The 18394-nt window shown below is 57.9% G+C and carries 15 protein-coding genes; 8 read left to right on the top strand and 7 right to left on the bottom strand.

Annotated features, from left to right (window positions below):
- Window positions 1-12: 12 nt before the first annotated feature.
- The 6 genes from IPK17_RS27575 to IPK17_RS27600 form a co-directional block, all read right to left on the bottom strand.
- Window positions 13-870 carry a glycosyltransferase gene (locus tag IPK17_RS27575; RefSeq protein ID WP_343420908.1) on the bottom strand — a complete coding sequence of 286 codons (858 nt, stop codon included), beginning with the start codon at window positions 868-870 and terminating at the stop codon, window positions 13-15.
- A gap of 255 nt (window positions 871-1125) precedes the next feature.
- Window positions 1126-1755, bottom strand: a complete 630-nt coding sequence (locus tag IPK17_RS27580) for a response regulator (RefSeq protein WP_343420909.1) — start codon at window positions 1753-1755, stop codon at window positions 1126-1128.
- A 2-nt stretch (window positions 1756-1757) separates the two neighbouring features.
- Window positions 1758-3278: a histidine kinase gene (locus IPK17_RS27585; protein ID WP_343420910.1), complete on the bottom strand. Its 1521-nt coding sequence runs from the start codon at window positions 3276-3278 to the stop codon at window positions 1758-1760.
- Window positions 3279-3294: 16 nt separating this feature from the next.
- Window positions 3295-4443: a sensor histidine kinase gene (locus IPK17_RS27590; RefSeq protein WP_343420911.1), complete on the bottom strand. Its 1149-nt coding sequence runs from the start codon at window positions 4441-4443 to the stop codon at window positions 3295-3297.
- 29 nt (window positions 4444-4472) lie between these two features.
- The gene (locus IPK17_RS27595; RefSeq protein WP_343420912.1) at window positions 4473-4886 is read right to left on the bottom strand and encodes a response regulator; all 414 of its coding nucleotides are present in this window, start codon (window positions 4884-4886) and stop codon (window positions 4473-4475) included.
- Between the two features lie 3 nt (window positions 4887-4889).
- On the bottom strand, window positions 4890-7796 hold the full coding sequence (locus IPK17_RS27600; protein WP_343420913.1) for a PAS domain S-box protein: 2907 nt from the start codon (window positions 7794-7796) through the stop codon (window positions 4890-4892).
- A gap of 235 nt (window positions 7797-8031) precedes the next feature.
- Between IPK17_RS27600 and IPK17_RS27605 the strand changes: the two genes are divergently transcribed.
- The 8 genes from IPK17_RS27605 (at window position 8032) to IPK17_RS27640 (ending at window position 16143) form a co-directional block, all read left to right on the top strand.
- On the top strand, window positions 8032-8442 hold the full coding sequence (locus IPK17_RS27605) for a GNAT family N-acetyltransferase (RefSeq protein WP_343420914.1): 411 nt from the start codon (window positions 8032-8034) through the stop codon (window positions 8440-8442).
- A gap of 26 nt (window positions 8443-8468) precedes the next feature.
- Window positions 8469-9905 (top strand): GAF domain-containing sensor histidine kinase, encoded by a 1437-nt coding sequence (locus IPK17_RS27610; protein WP_343420915.1) that lies wholly within the window; start codon window positions 8469-8471, stop codon window positions 9903-9905.
- Window positions 9906-9909: 4 nt separating this feature from the next.
- A complete protein-coding gene (locus IPK17_RS27615) occupies window positions 9910-10341 on the top strand; it encodes a response regulator (protein WP_343420916.1) in 432 nt (143 codons plus the stop codon).
- 45 nt (window positions 10342-10386) lie between these two features.
- Window positions 10387-11466: a hybrid sensor histidine kinase/response regulator gene (locus tag IPK17_RS27620; protein ID WP_343420917.1), complete on the top strand. Its 1080-nt coding sequence runs from the start codon at window positions 10387-10389 to the stop codon at window positions 11464-11466.
- Between the two features lie 95 nt (window positions 11467-11561).
- Window positions 11562-13409, top strand: coding sequence for a sensor histidine kinase (locus IPK17_RS27625; RefSeq protein WP_343420918.1), 1848 nt, complete (start codon window positions 11562-11564; stop codon window positions 13407-13409).
- 11 nt (window positions 13410-13420) lie between these two features.
- Window positions 13421-13846, top strand: coding sequence for a response regulator (locus IPK17_RS27630; protein ID WP_343420919.1), 426 nt, complete (start codon window positions 13421-13423; stop codon window positions 13844-13846).
- Between the two features lie 12 nt (window positions 13847-13858).
- Window positions 13859-14230, top strand: coding sequence for a response regulator (locus IPK17_RS27635; RefSeq protein WP_343420920.1), 372 nt, complete (start codon window positions 13859-13861; stop codon window positions 14228-14230).
- Between the two features lie 107 nt (window positions 14231-14337).
- Window positions 14338-16143, top strand: coding sequence for a glycoside hydrolase family 2 protein (locus tag IPK17_RS27640; protein ID WP_343420921.1), 1806 nt, complete (start codon window positions 14338-14340; stop codon window positions 16141-16143).
- Here the strand turns inward: IPK17_RS27640 and IPK17_RS27645 are convergent.
- Window positions 16135-18297 carry a histidine kinase N-terminal 7TM domain-containing protein gene (locus IPK17_RS27645; protein WP_343420922.1) on the bottom strand — a complete coding sequence of 721 codons (2163 nt, stop codon included), beginning with the start codon at window positions 18295-18297 and terminating at the stop codon, window positions 16135-16137. The genes IPK17_RS27640 and IPK17_RS27645 overlap by 9 nt on opposite strands.
- Window positions 18298-18394 lie beyond the last annotated feature (97 nt).

Consider the following 18394-nt stretch of genomic DNA (forward strand, 5'->3'; position numbering starts at 1 on the left):
TTTTGTGCGGAGCTACGAACGGATGCTCATCGGCCACAACGCGCGCTCAGCGACAACGTGCATGCCATGCAGGAAGAACCCGATGAACGTCGAGACAATCCCGAACCCCAGCACGAGGAACACCAGCAGTGCCAGATGCGCCATGAACTCGCCGAAGAGGAGTTCACCGACGACCATCACGAGTCCCAGAGGCAGGCCGACACAGAGCGCAATAGCGCCGAGCATAGAGAAAGTCAGCAGCAGGCGGTCTTGTTTGACGTAACCGATCAACAGGGTCAGCATTGACCAGAACGCGGCCAGCAGCCCCTGTCCCGCAGCGTTCAACCGATGGATTTCGACGGGCTCATCGACAACGTTCAATCCGTAGTCAGTCGCCAACCGCTTGATCTCGGCGCTGCGTTCAAACGCCACCGGGATCAGGCTGAACACATCCAGCGCCTGCGGGGAGTACACGCGGCACACGCTCCGCCCATGCTGATATGCGATGCGACCGCGCGCGAAGACATGCTGCCCGACCACCAGATCCGCCTCATCGTGCAGCACCCGCGAAACTAAAGCGCTGACGTCATCCAGCAGATATTTCCATTCCCCTTCGAGCGTGATAACCGCGTCGGGATCATATTCACGCGCCTTCAGCAGCGCAACGGCGAGCGGCGCTGTTCCACCATCTTGCGCAGCCGCTTCGACCACCACTGCGCCCGCCGCCGCCGCAATCGCGCTGGTCGCATCAACCGAACCCAAATCGAGCACGATCACCGTCTCTACCTGCGAGCAGGCTTTGATAACCACACTGCCAATCGTGCGTTCTTCATTACAGGCCGGAATAACGGCAATAGTTTTCACCGAGTCAACGAAAGTCTTGTTCGTCAAAATTGCCTCCATTCATAGTCTTGAGCAGCGCGGCTTGGAGCGTCAGCCAAACTGTCCGGTTGCGGTTGGTAGGTTGGTTCAGAGCGCTTCAATCTAGACTGTCTTCAGTGTAGCGTGGAGGTTACAGTTATTTAATTAAGGAATTGGAGATATATCAATTATTCTCAACGTTTTACAACTATCTGTTCATGTCATAGCACACAGCACGCCAACTCGCCGCTTGGATGGGTTGGCGCACGCCTTTTTAGGGAGCAGCTAAATCAGCTTGTGCTTGAGCGCGACCGCCACCGCTTCGGCGCGATTACTCACGCCCAGTTTGGCGATGATGGCGCTGACATGATATTTGACCGTTGAGCGGCTGATGTTGAGGAGCCGAGCAATCTCGATATTGTTCTTGCCCTCTACCAGCAAACGCACCACGCTGAGTTCGCGCTCCGTCAGGTTGTAGCGCGGTTCAGGCGGCAGCATGGCCACTTCGATTAAGGCTTGTATGGCATGCGCCGAAAACGCGGGCTTCCCCTCCGCCGCCGCCCGAATTGCGGTCGCGAGTTCGTCGTTGGAGATGCTTTTCGAGAGATAGCCGACGGCGCCCGCCCGCGCCGCCGTCGCCACCGTCAGCGCATCGTTGGAGCTCGACAAGGCGATCACCCGGACATCCGGCAGTTGTTCGCGCAGAAGCGCAATCGCGGTGAAACCGTCCATCTCCGGCATCATCAGATCCATCAGCACCACATTCGGGAGCAGTTCCCGACAGCGCTCAATGGCTTCCTGCCCGTTCGCTGCCTCCCCCACGAGGACAAAATCGGGCGATGTCCGCAGAAACGTCGCCAAACCCCGCCGTACCATTTCATGATCGTCCACGACGACGATCCGGATTGTCGACATCGTCATCCGTTACCTACATCATCTGTCTGCCAGCACACGAGCACTTCGGTGCCTTGGCCGGGCGTGCTGGAAACACAGCACTGGACGCCGGCTGTTTGCGCTCGTTCCTGCATCATCTTCAGACCAAAACGACCGGGAAATGACTTCGAGGTATCGAAGCCCCGGCCATCATCCACGACGCGCAGCAGCACTTCTTCGCGCCCCGTCAAAAATTCAACCTGCACCACTTTCGCCCGCGCATGTTTGACCACATTGTTCAGCGCTTCCTGCGTGATGCGGTACAGCGCAATCTTCACCGCTGCCGTCAACATGAGGGAAGCGTCACGGGGTGGTGCGGCAAAAACGATGTCGATGCGCGTCCGTCCCCGAAATGTATCGATCAACTGCTGCAATAAGTCGTGAATATTCGCGTTCGCCAACACGTCCGGGCGCAATTCAAACAGCAGCGTACGCATTTCAGCCAGCGCGCCGCGGACCAGCGCATGCAGATCGGTGAGTTCCTGCCCCACCTGCGCGGGGTCTTGCTCGTAGAGTGTGATCACCGACTCGGTCATCACCGAAGCCGAAAACAGCGTCTGCGTGACGGAGTCATGCAGATCACGGGCAATCTGCTGGCGTTCCTGTAACGCCGCGAGTTCCGCCGACTGGTGATACAGCCGCGCATTTTCGAGCGCAACCGTCGCTTGCGCCGCGAACGCCTGCAAGCGCTCGGCATAGAATGGCACAAAGTGATTCTTCGTTTGGCTGTCGAGGTTGATGAACCCGATCACCTCATCACTGGCGATCAGCGGTGCGGCGAGGTACGAGGCCGGATTATCAATTCCCGGAAAATAGATGTCGACGGCGGCTTCTGCCACGTCGCCGACAAGGTACGGTTTCTGGGTGGCAAACATCTGCTGAAAGTGCTCAGCCGCGTCCAGCGAGCAGCACACCGTTTCCAGATGCAGCGGATAACCCTCTGACGATTGCACGATGCGCACGCGCTCCCCTTCGATCAGCATGATATTTGCCCGATCATGGGGGACGACCTTACGCACGTTCAAGAGTATGCGCTGGAGGACTTCGGTCAGTTCAAGGGTACTGGTGAGCGCTAGGGCGGTGTCGCGCAGCGCCGAGGCGAGACTCCGCTGTTCGCGCTCGTCGGTTTCCAGCTTCTGGCGGCGCAGCACCGTTTCAACAGTGACGGGCAGCACCTTGAGGTAACGGTGCTCATGATCTTTTACCAGATAGTCGGAAACGCCAGCTTTGAGCGCGCGCACGGCGATCTCTTCGTCGCCCACGCCGGTCACAATGATCATGGGGATGCCGTCGACCACAGTGAGCAGGTCGAGCGCCACTCCATCACCTAAGCGATAGTCAGAGATGATGAGGTCATAGGCGCGCGTTTTGAGCGCTTTACGAGCCTCCGTGAGGGAAAAAACAGCCGTGCATTCACTGTCCCACCGAGTATCCTTGAGGGCGCGAACGAAGGCTTTCTGATCGATAACGTCATCTTCGATGAGCAGTAACCGGATCGGCGTCACGTTGTAGCTACCATTTCTACACGCGCCAGAGAGGCAGCAACACCCGGAAGGTGCTGCCTTCTCCAACCGTGCTTTCGACTTCAATGCGTCCGTGATGCAGTTCGACGAGCTGTTTGACAATCGCCAGACCGAGTCCACTCCCGGCCTGAGCCGCCGCCCGCGATGAATCGACCCGGTAAAACCGATTAAAAATGCGGCTCAACTCTTCAGGTGCGATGCCAACCCCCGTATCCTTAATGGACAACACGGCCTCTTCGTCTCTTACGGATACGCACACCACCACGGTACCGTTCTTCGGCGTGTAGTCGAGCGCGTTTTTGACGAGCTGATAGACGATAGCGGCCATTTCATTCGGGTCAGCGCGCACCCACACGCCTTGCGGGTACGGCGTGAAAGTCACCGAGCGTTGATTCTGTTCGGCACGGGGCTGCTGGGACTGAATGATACTGGCGATCAAGTAGTTGAATTCGCTGGGCTGCAGGTCAATCGCTTCCAGATTGTCGACCCGCACCATTTCCAGCATATCGGTGATGATGAATTCCAGCCGCGCTTCCTGCTCGACGAGCAGTTTGGCGCGATCATCCACGCGAATCACCGTCGCGTAAATCTCCGTTGGGTTCGTGTCCGGCGATGCCAGCATGGGCAGAAGCTGCTGCACATAACGCGAAAGCAGGTACAGCGATGTCTTGAGCGTCGTCAGCGGGGTGCGCAGGTCGTGGGACGCATCGCGGATGAACGTTTGCAGCGTCTCGCGGCGAATGCGCTCCCGCATCAGTTCGACCGACTCGCGTTCTGCCATCCGCCGCGCCACCACGTTATCGACGACGATGGGCAGGAGGTCAAGGTAATGCTGCTCGCTGTCCTTCGACAGATAGTCGTAAGCACCGGCCTTCATCGCCTGCACCGCCACCGTTTCGTTACCCGCTCCGGTGGCGACGATCAGCGGCACATTGTTCTGGAAAGCCAAGATGTCGAGCGCCGTGCCATCACCTAACTGAAAGTCGGCAATAATCACATCAAATTGTTCGTCCTGCAGCAGTTGTTTGGCCTCGCTCACTGAACTGGCCAGTCGATAGGTATAGCCTAACTGCTCTCGGGTCACCAAACTGAGAAAGGCCAGTTGATCGATACGGTCATCTTCAACATAGAGGAGCGTGATCGGCATTTTGTTCGACGCTTTCTTGGCTTTTATAACTAGTTCGGCGATTCATTGTGCAACCAGTAGGACGCGACCACCTTCATAATGTCGACGAAGGCATCGTAATTCATGGGCTTGACGAGATACCCCGCCGCTGACAGATCGAACGCTTGATGCCGATCTCGTTCTTCATTGGAGGTCGTCAGCACAATTACCGGGATCCGCCGCCAGCGGGTCTGGCTTTTGATATGGTGTAAGAAATCGAGCCCGGACATGCCGGGTAGGTTGAGATCCAACAGAATGAGCCCCGGCAGGGGCACATCCTCTTTTAGAAGCTGGTCCAGCGCTTCTTTCGCGCTGGAGCAAATCTGCATCGGATTCGTCACGCCGGCATCACGGAATGCATGGATCAGCGCGAGCGCATCCACGCGGTCATCTTCCAGAACAAGTATGAGTTCGTTCGGTTTCATTGGTCACGCGATCGGCAGTGTAAAGTGGAATGTTGTGCCATGATGTTCCTGTGATTCGAGCCAGATCTTGCCGTTGTACATCTCAATGATGCGCTTCGTCAACGCGAGACCGACTCCGGTACTTTCGAATTTGTCTTTAGGGTTCAGGGTCTGGAACAGTTGAAACACCCGCTCAAAATGTTCCGGCGCGATGCCCGGGCCGTTATCCTGAATGTCGAAGCGCCACATTGTCGCATCTCGCTGGCAGCGAATGCAAATTTCACCTTTCGGCTTGTCCATGAACTTGACCCCATTATCGATCAAATTCTGAAACACCTGCCGGATGCGCGTCGCATCACCGCGGACGGTCGGCAGCGGCGTCTCCACGCGCACATGAATCCGTTCGACCGGGACAATGTCCTGAATCACCTGCGTAACAATCTGATGCACATCGACCCGACTCGTGATGCTGGTTTCGCGCCCAATCCGTGAGTATTCGAGCACCCCATTGATCATCTGCTCCATACGCCGCACCCGCCCGGCGAGTAAGTTGAGCAGTTCTTGGCTTTCGCCGTCGAAACGTTCGCCGTATTCTGTCACCAGCCAATGCGCAATGGAACTCACGCCGCGCAGCGGGGCGCGCAGGTCGTGCGAGATAACGTAGGCGAAGTCCTTGAGTTCCTGATTCGCTGCTTCCAACCGGGCGAGTAACTGCTGGCGCTGTTCTTCCGCCTGCTTGCGTTCCGTCACATCGCGCATGGTGCCGAGAATTTGTCTGACCTGCCCATCCGGTGTGCGCTCGTAGACCATCTCACGGGTGTTAAGCCAGATTACACCGCGCTCCTTGTGCATCCAGCGCGCTTCCGACTCGATGATCGCCCCATCGGCCAGTTGCGCATAGCGTTCACGCCATTCCGGCAGCGTCGCATAATCGTCCGGGTGCATCAGCGGCGCATAGTAGCTGCGACCCTGCCGCTGCGGGGATACCTCTGCTTCATCGTAGCCAAGCAGATCATGGATGGTACGATTGGAGTAGATGAATTTCACATCCACCACGTCAAACACGTGGATGATATCGGGGAGCATATGGGTGATCTGCTCCAGCATTTTGCGCGTGCGCTCCAGCGCGAATTCGGCCTGCTTCTGCGCAGTGATATCCAGTTCCACCCCATTCCAGATGACCGTCCCATCCTCCCACCGGGTCGGCATCGACTCGATATGATGCCAGCGCACCTGTCCCGCCGAGCCAAAGCCCCATTCCCAGACAAACTGCGTCAGGTCACGGGCGGAAACCTCCTGGGCTGCGAGCAAACCAGCGTATGCAGCGGGTTCCATCTGACCAAAGAGCGTTTGCGGGTCAGCAATGATCGCCTCCGCGTCCACGCCGACAAACCGGGCAGCATTGGGGCTAACATAGTTGAAGCGGTATTCGCCCTGCGGTGATCTATGCAGTTGATAGACCATGGCGGGGAGGTTGGTGACCAGCGTATCGTAGCGCTGGTTGCTGTCGCGCAGAGCGGCTTCCACCTGTTTGCGCGCATCAATGTTGTGGAAGACGCTCATCAGGTGCGTGGGCTGCCCGTCCGCATCGACGATGATCTTGGCACTGACTTCGGCCCAATAGTAGGTCGCATCTTTGCGTAGATAGCGGCTCTCCCAGCTCACTGGCCCTTCGCCGGTGAGTAGATTGAGAAAGTTGCCGGAGCTCATAGCGCGATCTTCCGGATGGATGAGGTCGGTAACACGTTCAGCCGGCATGCTCAGCAGTTCGGCCTCCGTGTATCCCGTCAGCGCCAGGCCAGACGGACTGACGTATAAAAAGCGACCATCCAACCTATTGAGAGCAATCATATCGCTGCTGTTATCCGCCAGCAGCCGATACAGCTTATCCGATTCGCGATGCGCCCGTTCGGCAGATCGATAATCGGTTACATCTCGAAATTGGAGGATCTGTCCGCCCATGTACCCATTTGACATCTGCAGCAGCGACAGCCGCACATCGTAGATTTTGTCGTGTACGGTCACCTCATAACCTGCTTCAACGCTCGTCGGCAGCGGCTGATTCAGCCCAGCATCCGCCAGCACCCGGTCAATCGATCGGTACATCAGGGTTGCACCGCTTGACGCCAGCAGGTTCTGCGCCGCCGCGTTCCACTGCACAATCTCGCGACTGCTGTTGAGCACGATCACCGCGTCCTGCAAGCTTTCAAACACGGTGTGATACGCCGCCGTGAGCAGATCAAACAGACGGTGGCGAAAGAGGCCCCACCCACTCACCATGAGACCCAACGTGATGCTTATGGGGGTGAGATTGAGCGGCGAAACATTGCCCGTTGTCGCTGGAATCGACGCCACAATTGTCACGACGAGATTGCCCGCCAGCATCCACAGTACGCCCGGGCGCTGCGATTTTTTGGAGGAGGTCAAGCTGGCAATGACGAAGTAGTAAGCGACGATCAGCACCATCCACGTATGGAGTGAATGCACCTGAAACCACAGGCCAAAGCGCGAATATTCCACGGTCAAAAAGCTGTAAGTGCGCGTCGACCACTCGGTAAAAAACAGGGGCGTGACCGCGTCGCTCCACAGCACGATCTGCGTTAGCGTCGGCACAATAAAGATCACCCGCGCCAGCAGCCGCTGGTACGGGAACTGTTTGCCTGTATAATCCCAGACGAACAGCAGAAATGCGGCAGGACTGTAGGCAAACCCGATAAAGCGCAGCCGCGCCCATAGGAACGTCTGCTCTGGGGTGTGGCTGATCGAGAGAAACCCAAACGAAAGAATGGCAACAAAGCCTAAGGCAATGTAGATCAGAAAGTAGCGGCCACCGGGGAATTTTTCGAAACGCAGGGAATAAACACCCAGCATGAGGACAATAGCAAAGCCCAGAAAAATGACGGTGATGTAAGCGGTTGCGATGACGTCCATACAGTGCTTTCATCAAGAAGCAGTTGTGCGATCCATTAAATTATAGCGTGTCTCTATGCTGGTTTTCGTCTGCCAAATGGTTAGTCTGAAGTACCTCATTTAGACTAGTCACATGACTAGTCCAATGAGACATCCCACCTGCTAGGTAAAAACTCGCCTTACGGCGGGTGTACAAATTTGTAATCCCCCGTAGAGTCAAAAAACTGCAGAATAATAGTCGGACTCGCACTACAACATGAGTCAATCCATCCGAATTAACTCCGAAGCTGCCCCTGCTGCCGAATGGGAAGACGTCGTTCGTCAAGGCCTCTATCGTCATAACCGTGCCAAGACCGGCAGTCGCGAAATCGTTCGGCTGAGTGTTCTGGCGCGTGACGCCCAAGGTCAGGTCGTGGGCGGCGTGCTGGGCGAAAGCATCTGGGGCTGGATGCTGATCGAAACGCTGTGGGTGCATGAAGAGCTGCGCGGACAGGGTTACGGTCGCCAGCTTATGATTGAAGCGGAAAAGGTCGCGCGGGAGCGCGGCTGCACGCACATCACACTGGAGACGTTCAGCTTTCAGGCGCTCCCCTTTTATCAAAAACTTGGTTACGTCATTTACGGGCGCTGGATGGCTTTCCTCCCGGTCAAACCCGCTATTCCCTGAAAAAAGACCTGCTGCCCGCGGGTGAATTGGCTTCAGCCGCGCCCTCCGCACAGCATCAGACCAATCTCTACCAGTACAACATCGACTCGTCGTCACTGGCAGACGCGTACAGCAGCGCGCTCTACAGCATCATCATCGATCTGCTCAATCGGCATGATCAAAGCGATTTGCTGAACCGCATCGTCGAGCACGCCGCGACCATCCTGGACGCGCCGTTTGGCGAAATCATGCTGCGCGAAGCCGATGAACTGGTCGTCAAAGCGTTCACGAGCAACCAGCCCAACCTCGCGGGCGACCGCGTCAAGCGCGGTGAGGCGCTCGTCACATGGCGCGCCTTTGACAGCCACCAGCCCGTCTTAATCGACGACTACTTCAACTGGTCGGGTAAGCGCGTGCTCTACGACGACGCGCAGCTCCGCGCCGTGGCGGACTTCCCCATTATGCTCGGCGAAAACTGCCTCGGCGTACTGGCGATGGCGCGCACCGTGGAAAATCACCCTTTCAAAGAGATGGATGTGCGCCGCGGGATGCAGTTCGCACAGTTGGTCGCCGTCGTGCTCGACAACGCTAACCTCTACGAGGTCGCGCAGCAGGAAATCCGCGAACGCCGGATGGTCGAACAGGCGCTGCGGCTCTCCTTCGAAGAGCTGAAAGGCGCGCAGCAGCAAATTCAGGCGCAGAACGACACGCTGATCCAGACGAACCGTGATCTGGAAGTCGCCCGCATTCAAGCGGACGCTGCGAACCAACTCAAGAGCCAATTCCTCGCGACCATGTCGCACGAGCTGCGCACGCCGCTCAACGCGATCATCGGCTACGCGCAGTTGCTGAGCGGCGGGCTGACCGGCGACGTTACGCCAGAGCAGCGCGCCTTTCAGGAGCGCATCATCGTCAACGCGCATCACCTGCTCTATCTGATCAATCAGGTGCTGGATATCTCGAAGATCGAAGCCGGGCGCATGGAACTGGCAGAGAAGCCGTATGATGTCCGTAAAGCGCTGCAAGAAGTCGAACGCCAGAATCGCATTCTGGCCGACAACAAGCATCTGGACTTTGCCATCACCGTCGACGCGGAAGTGCCCGAGAAGCTGGTCGGCGACGAGACGCGCATCAAGCAGATCGTGATTAATCTGGTGGGCAACGCCATCAAGTTTACCGATCGGGGCAGCGTGCACGTCAAAGCCGGCTTGCATGAGCAGACTGAATGGCGCATTCTCGTTCAGGACACGGGCGTCGGCATCTCCCCCACCCTGCAGCAGATCATCTTCGACGAATTCCGGCAGGCAGACGAAGGCGTGCAGCGCGGCGGCACGGGCTTAGGGTTAGCGATCAGCCAGAAGCTGATCCGACTGATGGGCGGAACGATTCGCGTTGAGAGTGAAGTCGGGCGCGGCAGCACCTTCATCGTCACCTTGCCGCTCACGGTCGCGGTTCCCTCAGCACTGAGCACATCGAAGGGGTGAGAGCATGAATCCCGTATTGAACAGTAAAAGTCCGGAACCCTGTGACTGGGTCGTCCTCGTCGTCGACGATACGCCCGACAATTTGTCCATTGCCGAAACGGTGTTGTCGTTTTCCGGCGCTAAGGTGCATACTGCGCGTAATGGCGCGGAAGGTCTTGCCGTACTGGAACGCATTCGCCCGACCGTCATTTTGCTCGACATTCGCATGCCCACCATGGATGGTTGGGAAATGTACCGGCTGGTGCGCGGCAAGCCGGAGACCCAGTCGATTCCGATTATCGCTCTGACCGCCTACGCCATGACGGGCGATAAACAGCAAATTCTGAGCGCTGGCTTTGACGGCTACATCGCCAAGCCGTATGAAGTCTTCTCGTTGATACCGCAAATCCGTGCCGTGCTCGAAGCTTCCGCGGCGAAGAGTGGCCAGTCGGCCTAAGGCACAGCCAGACCAGCCCCGCACACTAAAGGTCAACACCGTACTATGCCGAAACTCCTCGTCATCGAAGACGAATCCACTGTTCGGGAGACACTGGTCGAGATCCTCTCGCTGGCAGGCTATGAGACGCTGGCCGCAGCGAATGGTGAAGCGGGGGTGGAATTAGCGCTCGCCGCCCCGCCCGATCTGATCATCTGCGACGTGGCGATGCCCGGGCTGGATGGCTTTGGCGTGTTGAAGCGTTTGCAGCAGGTCGATAAGCTGGCCGATGTGCCGATCATCTTCCTGTCCGGACAGGCCGATGCCAAAACGATTCGCCTGGGCATGGCACAGGGCGCCGACGACTTCCTCACCAAACCATTTTCCGTCCCCGAACTGCTGCGCGTCATCAAAGTGCGCCTCGACAAACGCGCGCGCCGTCAGTCGCTGCTGAACAAAGCTATCGACGAACTCCGCTTGAACATTACCACCGCGCTGCCTCACGAATTGCGCACGGCGATCATGATTATCGAGGGCTATACGTACCTCGTGCTCGACGATGCGCAGCATATTGACCCGGTCCAACGCGAAATGATCGAGTCGATTCAGGCAAATGCCATGCGCCTGCGCTTCATGGCAGAAAAGTACTTGTGGTATCTCACCACGCAGATGCAGGTCGGACGCAATTCTGACCGGATCATGTCTGATATCGGACTCCTTGGCGCCAACCGGGCGCGCGCAGTCGCCGAACGGATGCACCGGGAAGACGATCTGGTCAGTTCGCTGCCTATGTTTAACATGTTCATTCAACAGGATTATTTCGACAAAATTATCGAGGAAATCGTCGAGAACGCCTTCAAGTTCTCACGTCCAGGCACGCCAGTCACTATCAGCGGTTGCGAACGCCCGAATTCCTATTCCATCACAGTGCAAAACTTCGGGCCAGAATTCACCCCGGAGCAAATCCAGCAGATCGGCGGTTTCATGCAGTTCAACCGTCAGACCTATGAGCAGCAAGGGACGGGGCTGGGACTGGTGATCGCCAGAGGTCTGTGTGATTTAGCTGGCGGCGAACTCAAATTGGCGTCCGAGAATGGCGAAACCACGGTGACGATTCTGCTGCGTGTGCCCCGCGGTCAGCAGTAACAGAACCACAATGCTTGCCCAATAGATTACCGGTCTATAATTCCTTTATGCTTGTGACGCACTACAACTTTTAGCCTCGTAGGACAACAGACTCAATGACAACCGCAGTCCAATCCACTCGCCCACGGGCGCGCAGCATTCGTCAAAGTGTTATCCTCTTACAGCTCGCCCTCCAGGTACTGTTTCTGGTCTTGTTCGCCATCTTTGGCAACCTGATTCTCGCACAGACTGTCCGTGGTCTGTGGACGGCCCGGCTCGACGCAGCCGCCACCCACGCGACGCACGATGTCGAATCTCAGATTGAAAACGCGCTCGGAACCCTCCAAATCGCCGGAAATCTTGATCTTTCGCAAGCGGAAGAGGATATCGCCGATTTGCAGGGGCTAGTCGAGTCGATTCTTGTGGCTAATCCCAGTTTTCGTGAAATCGTCGTAACCGCGGCCAACGGCGATATTCTGCTGAACAGCGCCGTGACTGATCCCATCTTAAGTGGGCAATCAGCCATTACCGACCAACTCTGGTTTACCGGCGCTGCCGACTCCGACTATGTCAGCGATGTCGAATTCAGTACCGATGGCGAAGCCTACCTCACCGTTTCTACCCGCCGCGCCGATGGCGGCGTGGTCGCTGCCGTGATCAACATGACGGTGTTCAACGAAGCTCTCGAAGAAATCCATCTTGGCGACAGCACCGACTCCTACGTGGTCGACAGTGATGGCCATGTGCTCGCCCATGTGGAAATTGAGTGGGTCGAGGCGCGTTCCAGCCTTGCCGGACGTGAAGAATGGGAACGCATACTGACCGCCCCCGATCGCGTTCTGAGCGACATCAATTACACCAATTTCGAAGGTGAATCCGTCATCGGGTCGAGTAAGGGCATTCCCGGCACGGGTTGGACAGTCATCACCGAAGTCAGCACAAGCCTTGCCAACGAAGCCCGCACCCAAATGCAGATCTTCGTCATCGCGCTGATCGTCGGCTTCTCGCTGGTCGCCGGCTTCCTGAACGAACGGGCTTTTAAACGCCTGCTGTTCGATCCGCTCAACCGCCTGCAGAACGGTGCGGAAAATGTCGCGAAGGGCGACTTCAATACCAGCGTCCCGATTCAGCGCTACAACGAACTCGGCATCGTCACGGAAGCATTCAACGCGATGGTGGTACGCATCCGTGAACAGACCGAAGACCTCAAGCGCGCGAATGCGGAAGCGCTGCGCGCGCAGCGTCTGGCGCAGGAAAACAACCGCCTCAAATCCGAATTCCTCTCGACCATGTCGCACGAGCTGCGCACGCCGCTCAACGCCATTGAAGGTTTCACCAGCATTATGCTCGGCAACATGGGCGTGGACTTAGGCCCGCAGGCGCGCAAGATGGTGGAACGTATCAGCGCCAACAGCAAACGTCTGCTCTCGCTCATCAACGACTTCCTCGATCTCTCCCGCATCGAATCCGGGCGTATGGAACTGGTCAGCGAGCCGATCACCCCGGCGGTCTTCACCGAACGCATCCAGAAGCAGATGAGCGCGCTCGCCGATACCAAGCGCCTCGCCTTCACCACCTCGGTCGACCCGGAACTGCCGCCGACCGTGTACGGCGACGAGGAAGCGATCTCGAAGATCGCGATCAATCTCGTGGGCAATGCCATCAAGTTCACGGCAAGCGGTTCCGTCGCAATGAATGTGCGCAAAGACGGGACTCAGTGGGCCATCGAAGTCAGCGACACCGGCATCGGCATTCCGCCCCATGCCCGTGAATTCATCTTCGACGAATTCCGGCAGGTGGACAGCACGTCCAAACGCGAGTTTGGCGGCACGGGCTTAGGTCTGGCGATTGTGCAGAAGCTCACCCGCATGATGGGCGGGCAAGTCCAGCTCGAAAGTGAAGTCGGCAAAGGCAGCAAATTCACAGTACTGCTCCCGCTCAATATCACGCCGAGCGCGAATTAAGGTAGGCAGTCATGAATGCAATTCCGCTGGATTTGTTCGCTGGCTGGACCATCCTCGTCGTCGATGATGAGCAGGATAGCCTCGAAGTCGCGCGCTTCATCCTCGATTTCTACGGCGCGGAAGTGGTCAGCGCATCCGATGGCCGAGAAGCGCTCGACATGATCAAACAGCAGCGTCCGAATTTCATCATTTCGGATCTGTCGATGCCGGTGATGGATGGCTGGGAATTCCTGCATAATTTACGTTCCAGCCCGCTCACCGCCGACCTTCCGATCATCGCGCTGACGGCGCATGCCATGGTCGGTGACCGGGAGCGCGTGCTCGCCGCCGGTTTCACCGACTATATCACCAAGCCGTTGTCTGCCGACACGTTCATCCAGCAGTTGGTCACCATGCTGGCCACTATCCCAACCTTCAAAGCCGCCTTGCATCTTTAGGAGTGAACCCTTATGGCTTATCAACGCCTGCTCGTTGTCGAAGACGATCCCGATGGACAAGCGGTCGTCGCGCACATTCTGTCATACATGAACATCCCAATTGATGTGGCAGGTGACGCTGAGACGGCTGAATTTTACCTTTTCCAGAAACACATCGAGTACGGCCTCGCCATCATCGACCTGGCGCTGCCGGGCAAAGATGGCTTCGCGCTGCTCAACGATATCATCAGCCACCCAGAGACATCCGAACTGCCGTGCGTCGCCGTGACCGCGTACCACACATCCAAACTGCGCGAACAGGCGATTGCCGCCGGTTTCCGCGCGTACTTCTCCAAACCGATTGACGCGACCTCGTTTGGCCGCGAAGTAACCTCCCTGCTCTGAAGTCTGGCCTCGATCAACCTCTCGTCAATCATCGAGAGGTTGATCGCCCCCTGCTCTACCCCGAGCGCTATAATCATGATCTTCACCCTTACAAAAAGACTAAGGTCATGCACGTGTTACGTTTGCTGGTTACCCTTGCTTTATGTACCCTCGTCTTACAGTTGGCCCCGGTCACCGCCCAACATCAACAACTCCTCACCCCATGGGCCGCCGATGTCGACCCGGAGAATGTGCTGCCAGAGTATCCGCGTCCGCAACTGGTGCGCGCGGACTGGTTCAACCTGAACGGCTGGTGGGACTACGCGCTCACCCGCATGAACGACCCCGCGCCGACAGAGTTCGAGGGGCAAATCCTCGTCCCTTTCCCGATTGAGTCGTATCTCTCCGGCGTGCAGCGCCGCGCCGACTTCAAGCACATCTGGTATCAGCGCACCTTCACCGTCCCGGAATCGTGGACGGGAGAGCGGGTGCTGCTTCACTTCGGCGCGGTGGACTGGCGCGTGACCGCCTGGGTGAACGGCATAGAGATCGGCAGTCACATTGGCGGCTACGACGCCTTTACCTTCGACATCACCGACGCGCTGCGTCCGAGCGGCGAACAGCACATCCTGCACGACGTATTTGACCCCACCGAAGGCACGCAGCCCCGCGGCAAACAGGTCTTCCGTCCGGATGGCATCTGGTACACCCCCTCTTCTGGCATCTGGCAAACGGTATGGCTCGAACCCGTGCCGTCCGTCGCCATCGACGCCTTGCATATGGAAACTGACATCGACGCGGGCGTGCTGCGCCTGAGCGCGGACCTCAGCGGTGCGACCGACGTGAGCGGCTATACGCTTGAAGTCGATGCGCGGGCGAGTGATGAGCTGGTCAGCACAGCCAGTGGTGCCGCGGATGCCACAATCGAAGTCGTCATCCCCGATCCACAGTTATGGTCGCCCGACTCGCCGTACCTGTACGATCTCGACGTGCGCCTTGTGCACGCAGGCGCAGTCGTCGATCAGGTGGGCAGTTACTTCGGCCTGCGCAAAATCGCGGTCGCGCCGGATGCCGAGGGGGTGCTGCGCCTGTGGCTCAACAACGCGCCGCTGTTCCAGTTTGGGCTGCTCGATCAAGGCTTCTGGCCGGATGGCCTGTACACCGCGCCGACCGATGAAGCGCTGCGCCATGATATCGAAGTGACGCGGCAGCTCGGCTTTAATACCATCCGCAAGCACGTCAAGGTTGAACCGGAGCGCTGGTATTACTGGGCGGATCGCTTGGGTGTACTGGTGTGGCAGGACATGCCGAGCGGTGATGCATTCGTCGACCCCGGTCAGGGCGAAATCGACCGCTCGGACGCCTCCGCTGAGCAATTCGAACTGGAACTGCAGCGGATGGTCGATACACACGCCAACCATCCATCGATCGTGATGTGGGTGATCTTCAACGAGGGTTGGGGGCAGTACGATACCGTGCGCCTCGCCGAGTGGCTGCAAGCTTACGATCCGACGCGCTTGGTCAACAGTGCCAGCGGGTGGAACGATGTCGGCGCGGGGGATGTCTATGACATTCACTCGTATCCGGGGCCAGACGTGCCCGGATTTGACTCGGAGCGCGCGCGCATCTTGGGGGAATTCGGCGGTTTAGGTCTGCCGCTCAGCGGGCATACGTACCTCGCTCAGAACAGTTGGGGCTACCGCCAATACGAGACCGTCGCCGACCTCACCGTGGCCTACACCGACCTGATCGAGCAGTTGTACGCGCTGTATACGGATCAGGGGCTGGCAGCAGCGATCTACACGCAGACGACCGATGTCGAGACGGAAGTCAACGGCATGCTGACCTATGATCGCGCCGTGATCAAAATGGATGTGGATCAGCTCTACGCGCTCAACAGCACCTTTTACCAAACACTGACGGCGTCAAACTAGCGAACCGGTGCCGCGCGGCACTGGCAGACGCCCAGGGTCTGCCAGCGCCGCAGGCAGCGTGAACTCGAAACTACTGCCGCCTTCGGGCGGAGCCGTCACCCACACGCGCCCGTTGTTCAGCTCCACGATGCGTTTGACCAACGGCAGCCCCATCCCGGTGCTCTCGGTCTGGTCTGGCGAGCTCAAGGTCTGGAACATCTGGAAAATCCGCTCTGTCTGGTTTGGCGGTATGCCGACGCCATTGTCGCGCACCCAGAAGCGCCATTCCGCCCCCTGCCGCTGCGCCCCGATCCGGATTTCCCCCTGCGGCTTATCCATATACTTCACCGCATTGTCGATCAGATTCTGGAAGACCTGCCGTAGGCGCACTGCATCCATGTAGAGCGTCGGCAGGGGCGTTTCAATCACCGTCTGAATGCGGTCAGCCGGGACAATATCCTGCACAATCTGGTCGATCAGCGCGCGCACGTCCACTTCATCGCGCATGGTCTGGTCATGACCGATGCGCGCATATTCCAACACCCCGTTGATCATCTGCTCCATCCGCTGTACACGCCCCAGCAGCAGATCGATGAGCTCCTTGCCCTCGGCGTCCAGCTTATCGGCATACTCGTCGACCAGCCAGTGCGCAATCGAGTTGACCCCGCGCAGCGGCGCGCGCAGGTCGTGGGAAATAACGTAGGCGAAATCCTTGAGTTCGCGGTTCGCCATCGCAATCCGTTCGATCAACTTGGCTTCCTGTGCTTCAGCCGCCACCCGCTCGGACACATCCATCTGTGTGGTGATGAAGTGCTCGACCTTACCCGCCGCATTGACAACCGGGGCAATCCAGATCTCATTCCAGAACAGACTGCCGTCCTTGCGGTACGCCCGGACCAGCAGCTTGGCGGGACGTTCTTCGCGCAGCGCCCGGCGCAGCTCATCAAGGCCGGGTTGATCGTGATCTGTGCGCTGGAGGAACTGCAGCCCATGGCCAATGAAGTCCTCACGCGCATAACCGGTGATGTCGAGAAACGTATCGTTAACATAGATCGCCGGATACACACCCCCATTGGTGACGATGACCATCCCCGCCGGGCTGCTGTTCGCCGCCCGTTCCAACAGCCGGAGCTGCTCCTCAGTCCGTTTGCGACCGGTGATCTCCTGCACCATGACCACGCGCCCGGCCAAGCGTCCGGGAGAGCGGAAGACAGGGCGAATCTGGATCGCCCAGTAACGCCGTTCATTGTCCACTTGCTGCATAAATTCATCGCTCACTTCATCATAGCGTGTGCGATACCGGTCAATCGTGGATACAAACGCCGGAAATACCTGATCAATCGGCTTGCCTTTGACCGACTTGAGTGCGGCAAATGGGCGCGCTGTCGTGTTGACGCTGATCACCCGATCCTGCTTGTCGATCACGACAACGCCGACGTTCAAGGTGTCCAGAATGGTGCTGTGCGCTGCCGGAATCACATGGAGCAGGCTGCCGCCGAGCAGCGCCCACGTGTTGACGAGCGCGGAAGCCGCAAGCAGCGTCGGCGTCTGCCGGATAAAACTGAAATCGAGGTCGAGGAGGTAGAACAGCACATGCACGGTCACCGGCACTAACGCCGCCAGAAACAGCAGGAGTGCCTGCCGCTGAAAGCCGCCCTGCGTCCGCCGAATTTCCCGGATGATCAGGACAAAACCGATGCCGAGCAATACATAAGAATAGAGTAACGGGACGACCGCCCACCCCTGATACGCGGCCACTTCGATGTAAAACAGCCCTTGGCGCACAACCGACCACGACACAAAAAACCAATCGAAGCTGCGGTCGCTCCATACGATCAGGTTGGTAATGACCGGAATGATGAAGAGGAACCAGTAGCGGCGCGGTCGGTTCCAGATGGAATAGCCGGTCGATTCAAGCACGCGCAGGAAATAGAAGACTGCCAGCGGCGTATTGCCGAGAAACCGAAGGCGCGCCCAGAAAAACGCCCACGTTTCGTCTGGGCTGCTCATCTGCATGAGGAGGCACAAACCCCAGAACGCGGTACAGGCGATTTCCGCCGTGAACGGAGGGGCCGCGATTTCGCCGCGGCGGTGCCAACCATAAAGCACAAGCGCCACCAGAATGATCGTGGAGGCGCTCAACGTGAGAAACGACAGGGTATCAGCAAGGGTCATGCTTAAATCCGGCAGTTACAGGGTGCGGCTTAACTATACCTCTATTGTCGAAGCGATAGCACTTATCCCTAATTTTACCTTTTGTTAATTATTACCA

The organism is Candidatus Flexifilum breve (assembly GCF_016713355.1).

Coding starts and splice junctions, on each gene's coding strand:
- IPK17_RS27580 (WP_343420909.1), bottom strand. CDS start 1,755: ATGTCGACAATCCGGATCGTCGTCGTGGACGATCATGAAATGGTACGG.
- IPK17_RS27590 (WP_343420911.1), bottom strand. CDS start 4,443: ATGCCGATCACGCTCCTCTATGTTGAAGATGACCGTATCGATCAACTG.
- IPK17_RS27595 (WP_343420912.1), bottom strand. CDS start 4,886: ATGAAACCGAACGAACTCATACTTGTTCTGGAAGATGACCGCGTGGAT.
- IPK17_RS27600 (WP_343420913.1), bottom strand. CDS start 7,796: ATGGACGTCATCGCAACCGCTTACATCACCGTCATTTTTCTGGGCTTT.
- IPK17_RS27605 (WP_343420914.1), top strand. CDS start 8,032: ATGAGTCAATCCATCCGAATTAACTCCGAAGCTGCCCCTGCTGCCGAA.
- IPK17_RS27615 (WP_343420916.1), top strand. CDS start 9,910: ATGAATCCCGTATTGAACAGTAAAAGTCCGGAACCCTGTGACTGGGTC.
- IPK17_RS27620 (WP_343420917.1), top strand. CDS start 10,387: ATGCCGAAACTCCTCGTCATCGAAGACGAATCCACTGTTCGGGAGACA.
- IPK17_RS27625 (WP_343420918.1), top strand. CDS start 11,562: ATGACAACCGCAGTCCAATCCACTCGCCCACGGGCGCGCAGCATTCGT.
- IPK17_RS27630 (WP_343420919.1), top strand. CDS start 13,421: ATGAATGCAATTCCGCTGGATTTGTTCGCTGGCTGGACCATCCTCGTC.
- IPK17_RS27635 (WP_343420920.1), top strand. CDS start 13,859: ATGGCTTATCAACGCCTGCTCGTTGTCGAAGACGATCCCGATGGACAA.
- IPK17_RS27640 (WP_343420921.1), top strand. CDS start 14,338: ATGCACGTGTTACGTTTGCTGGTTACCCTTGCTTTATGTACCCTCGTC.
- IPK17_RS27645 (WP_343420922.1), bottom strand. CDS start 18,297: ATGACCCTTGCTGATACCCTGTCGTTTCTCACGTTGAGCGCCTCCACG.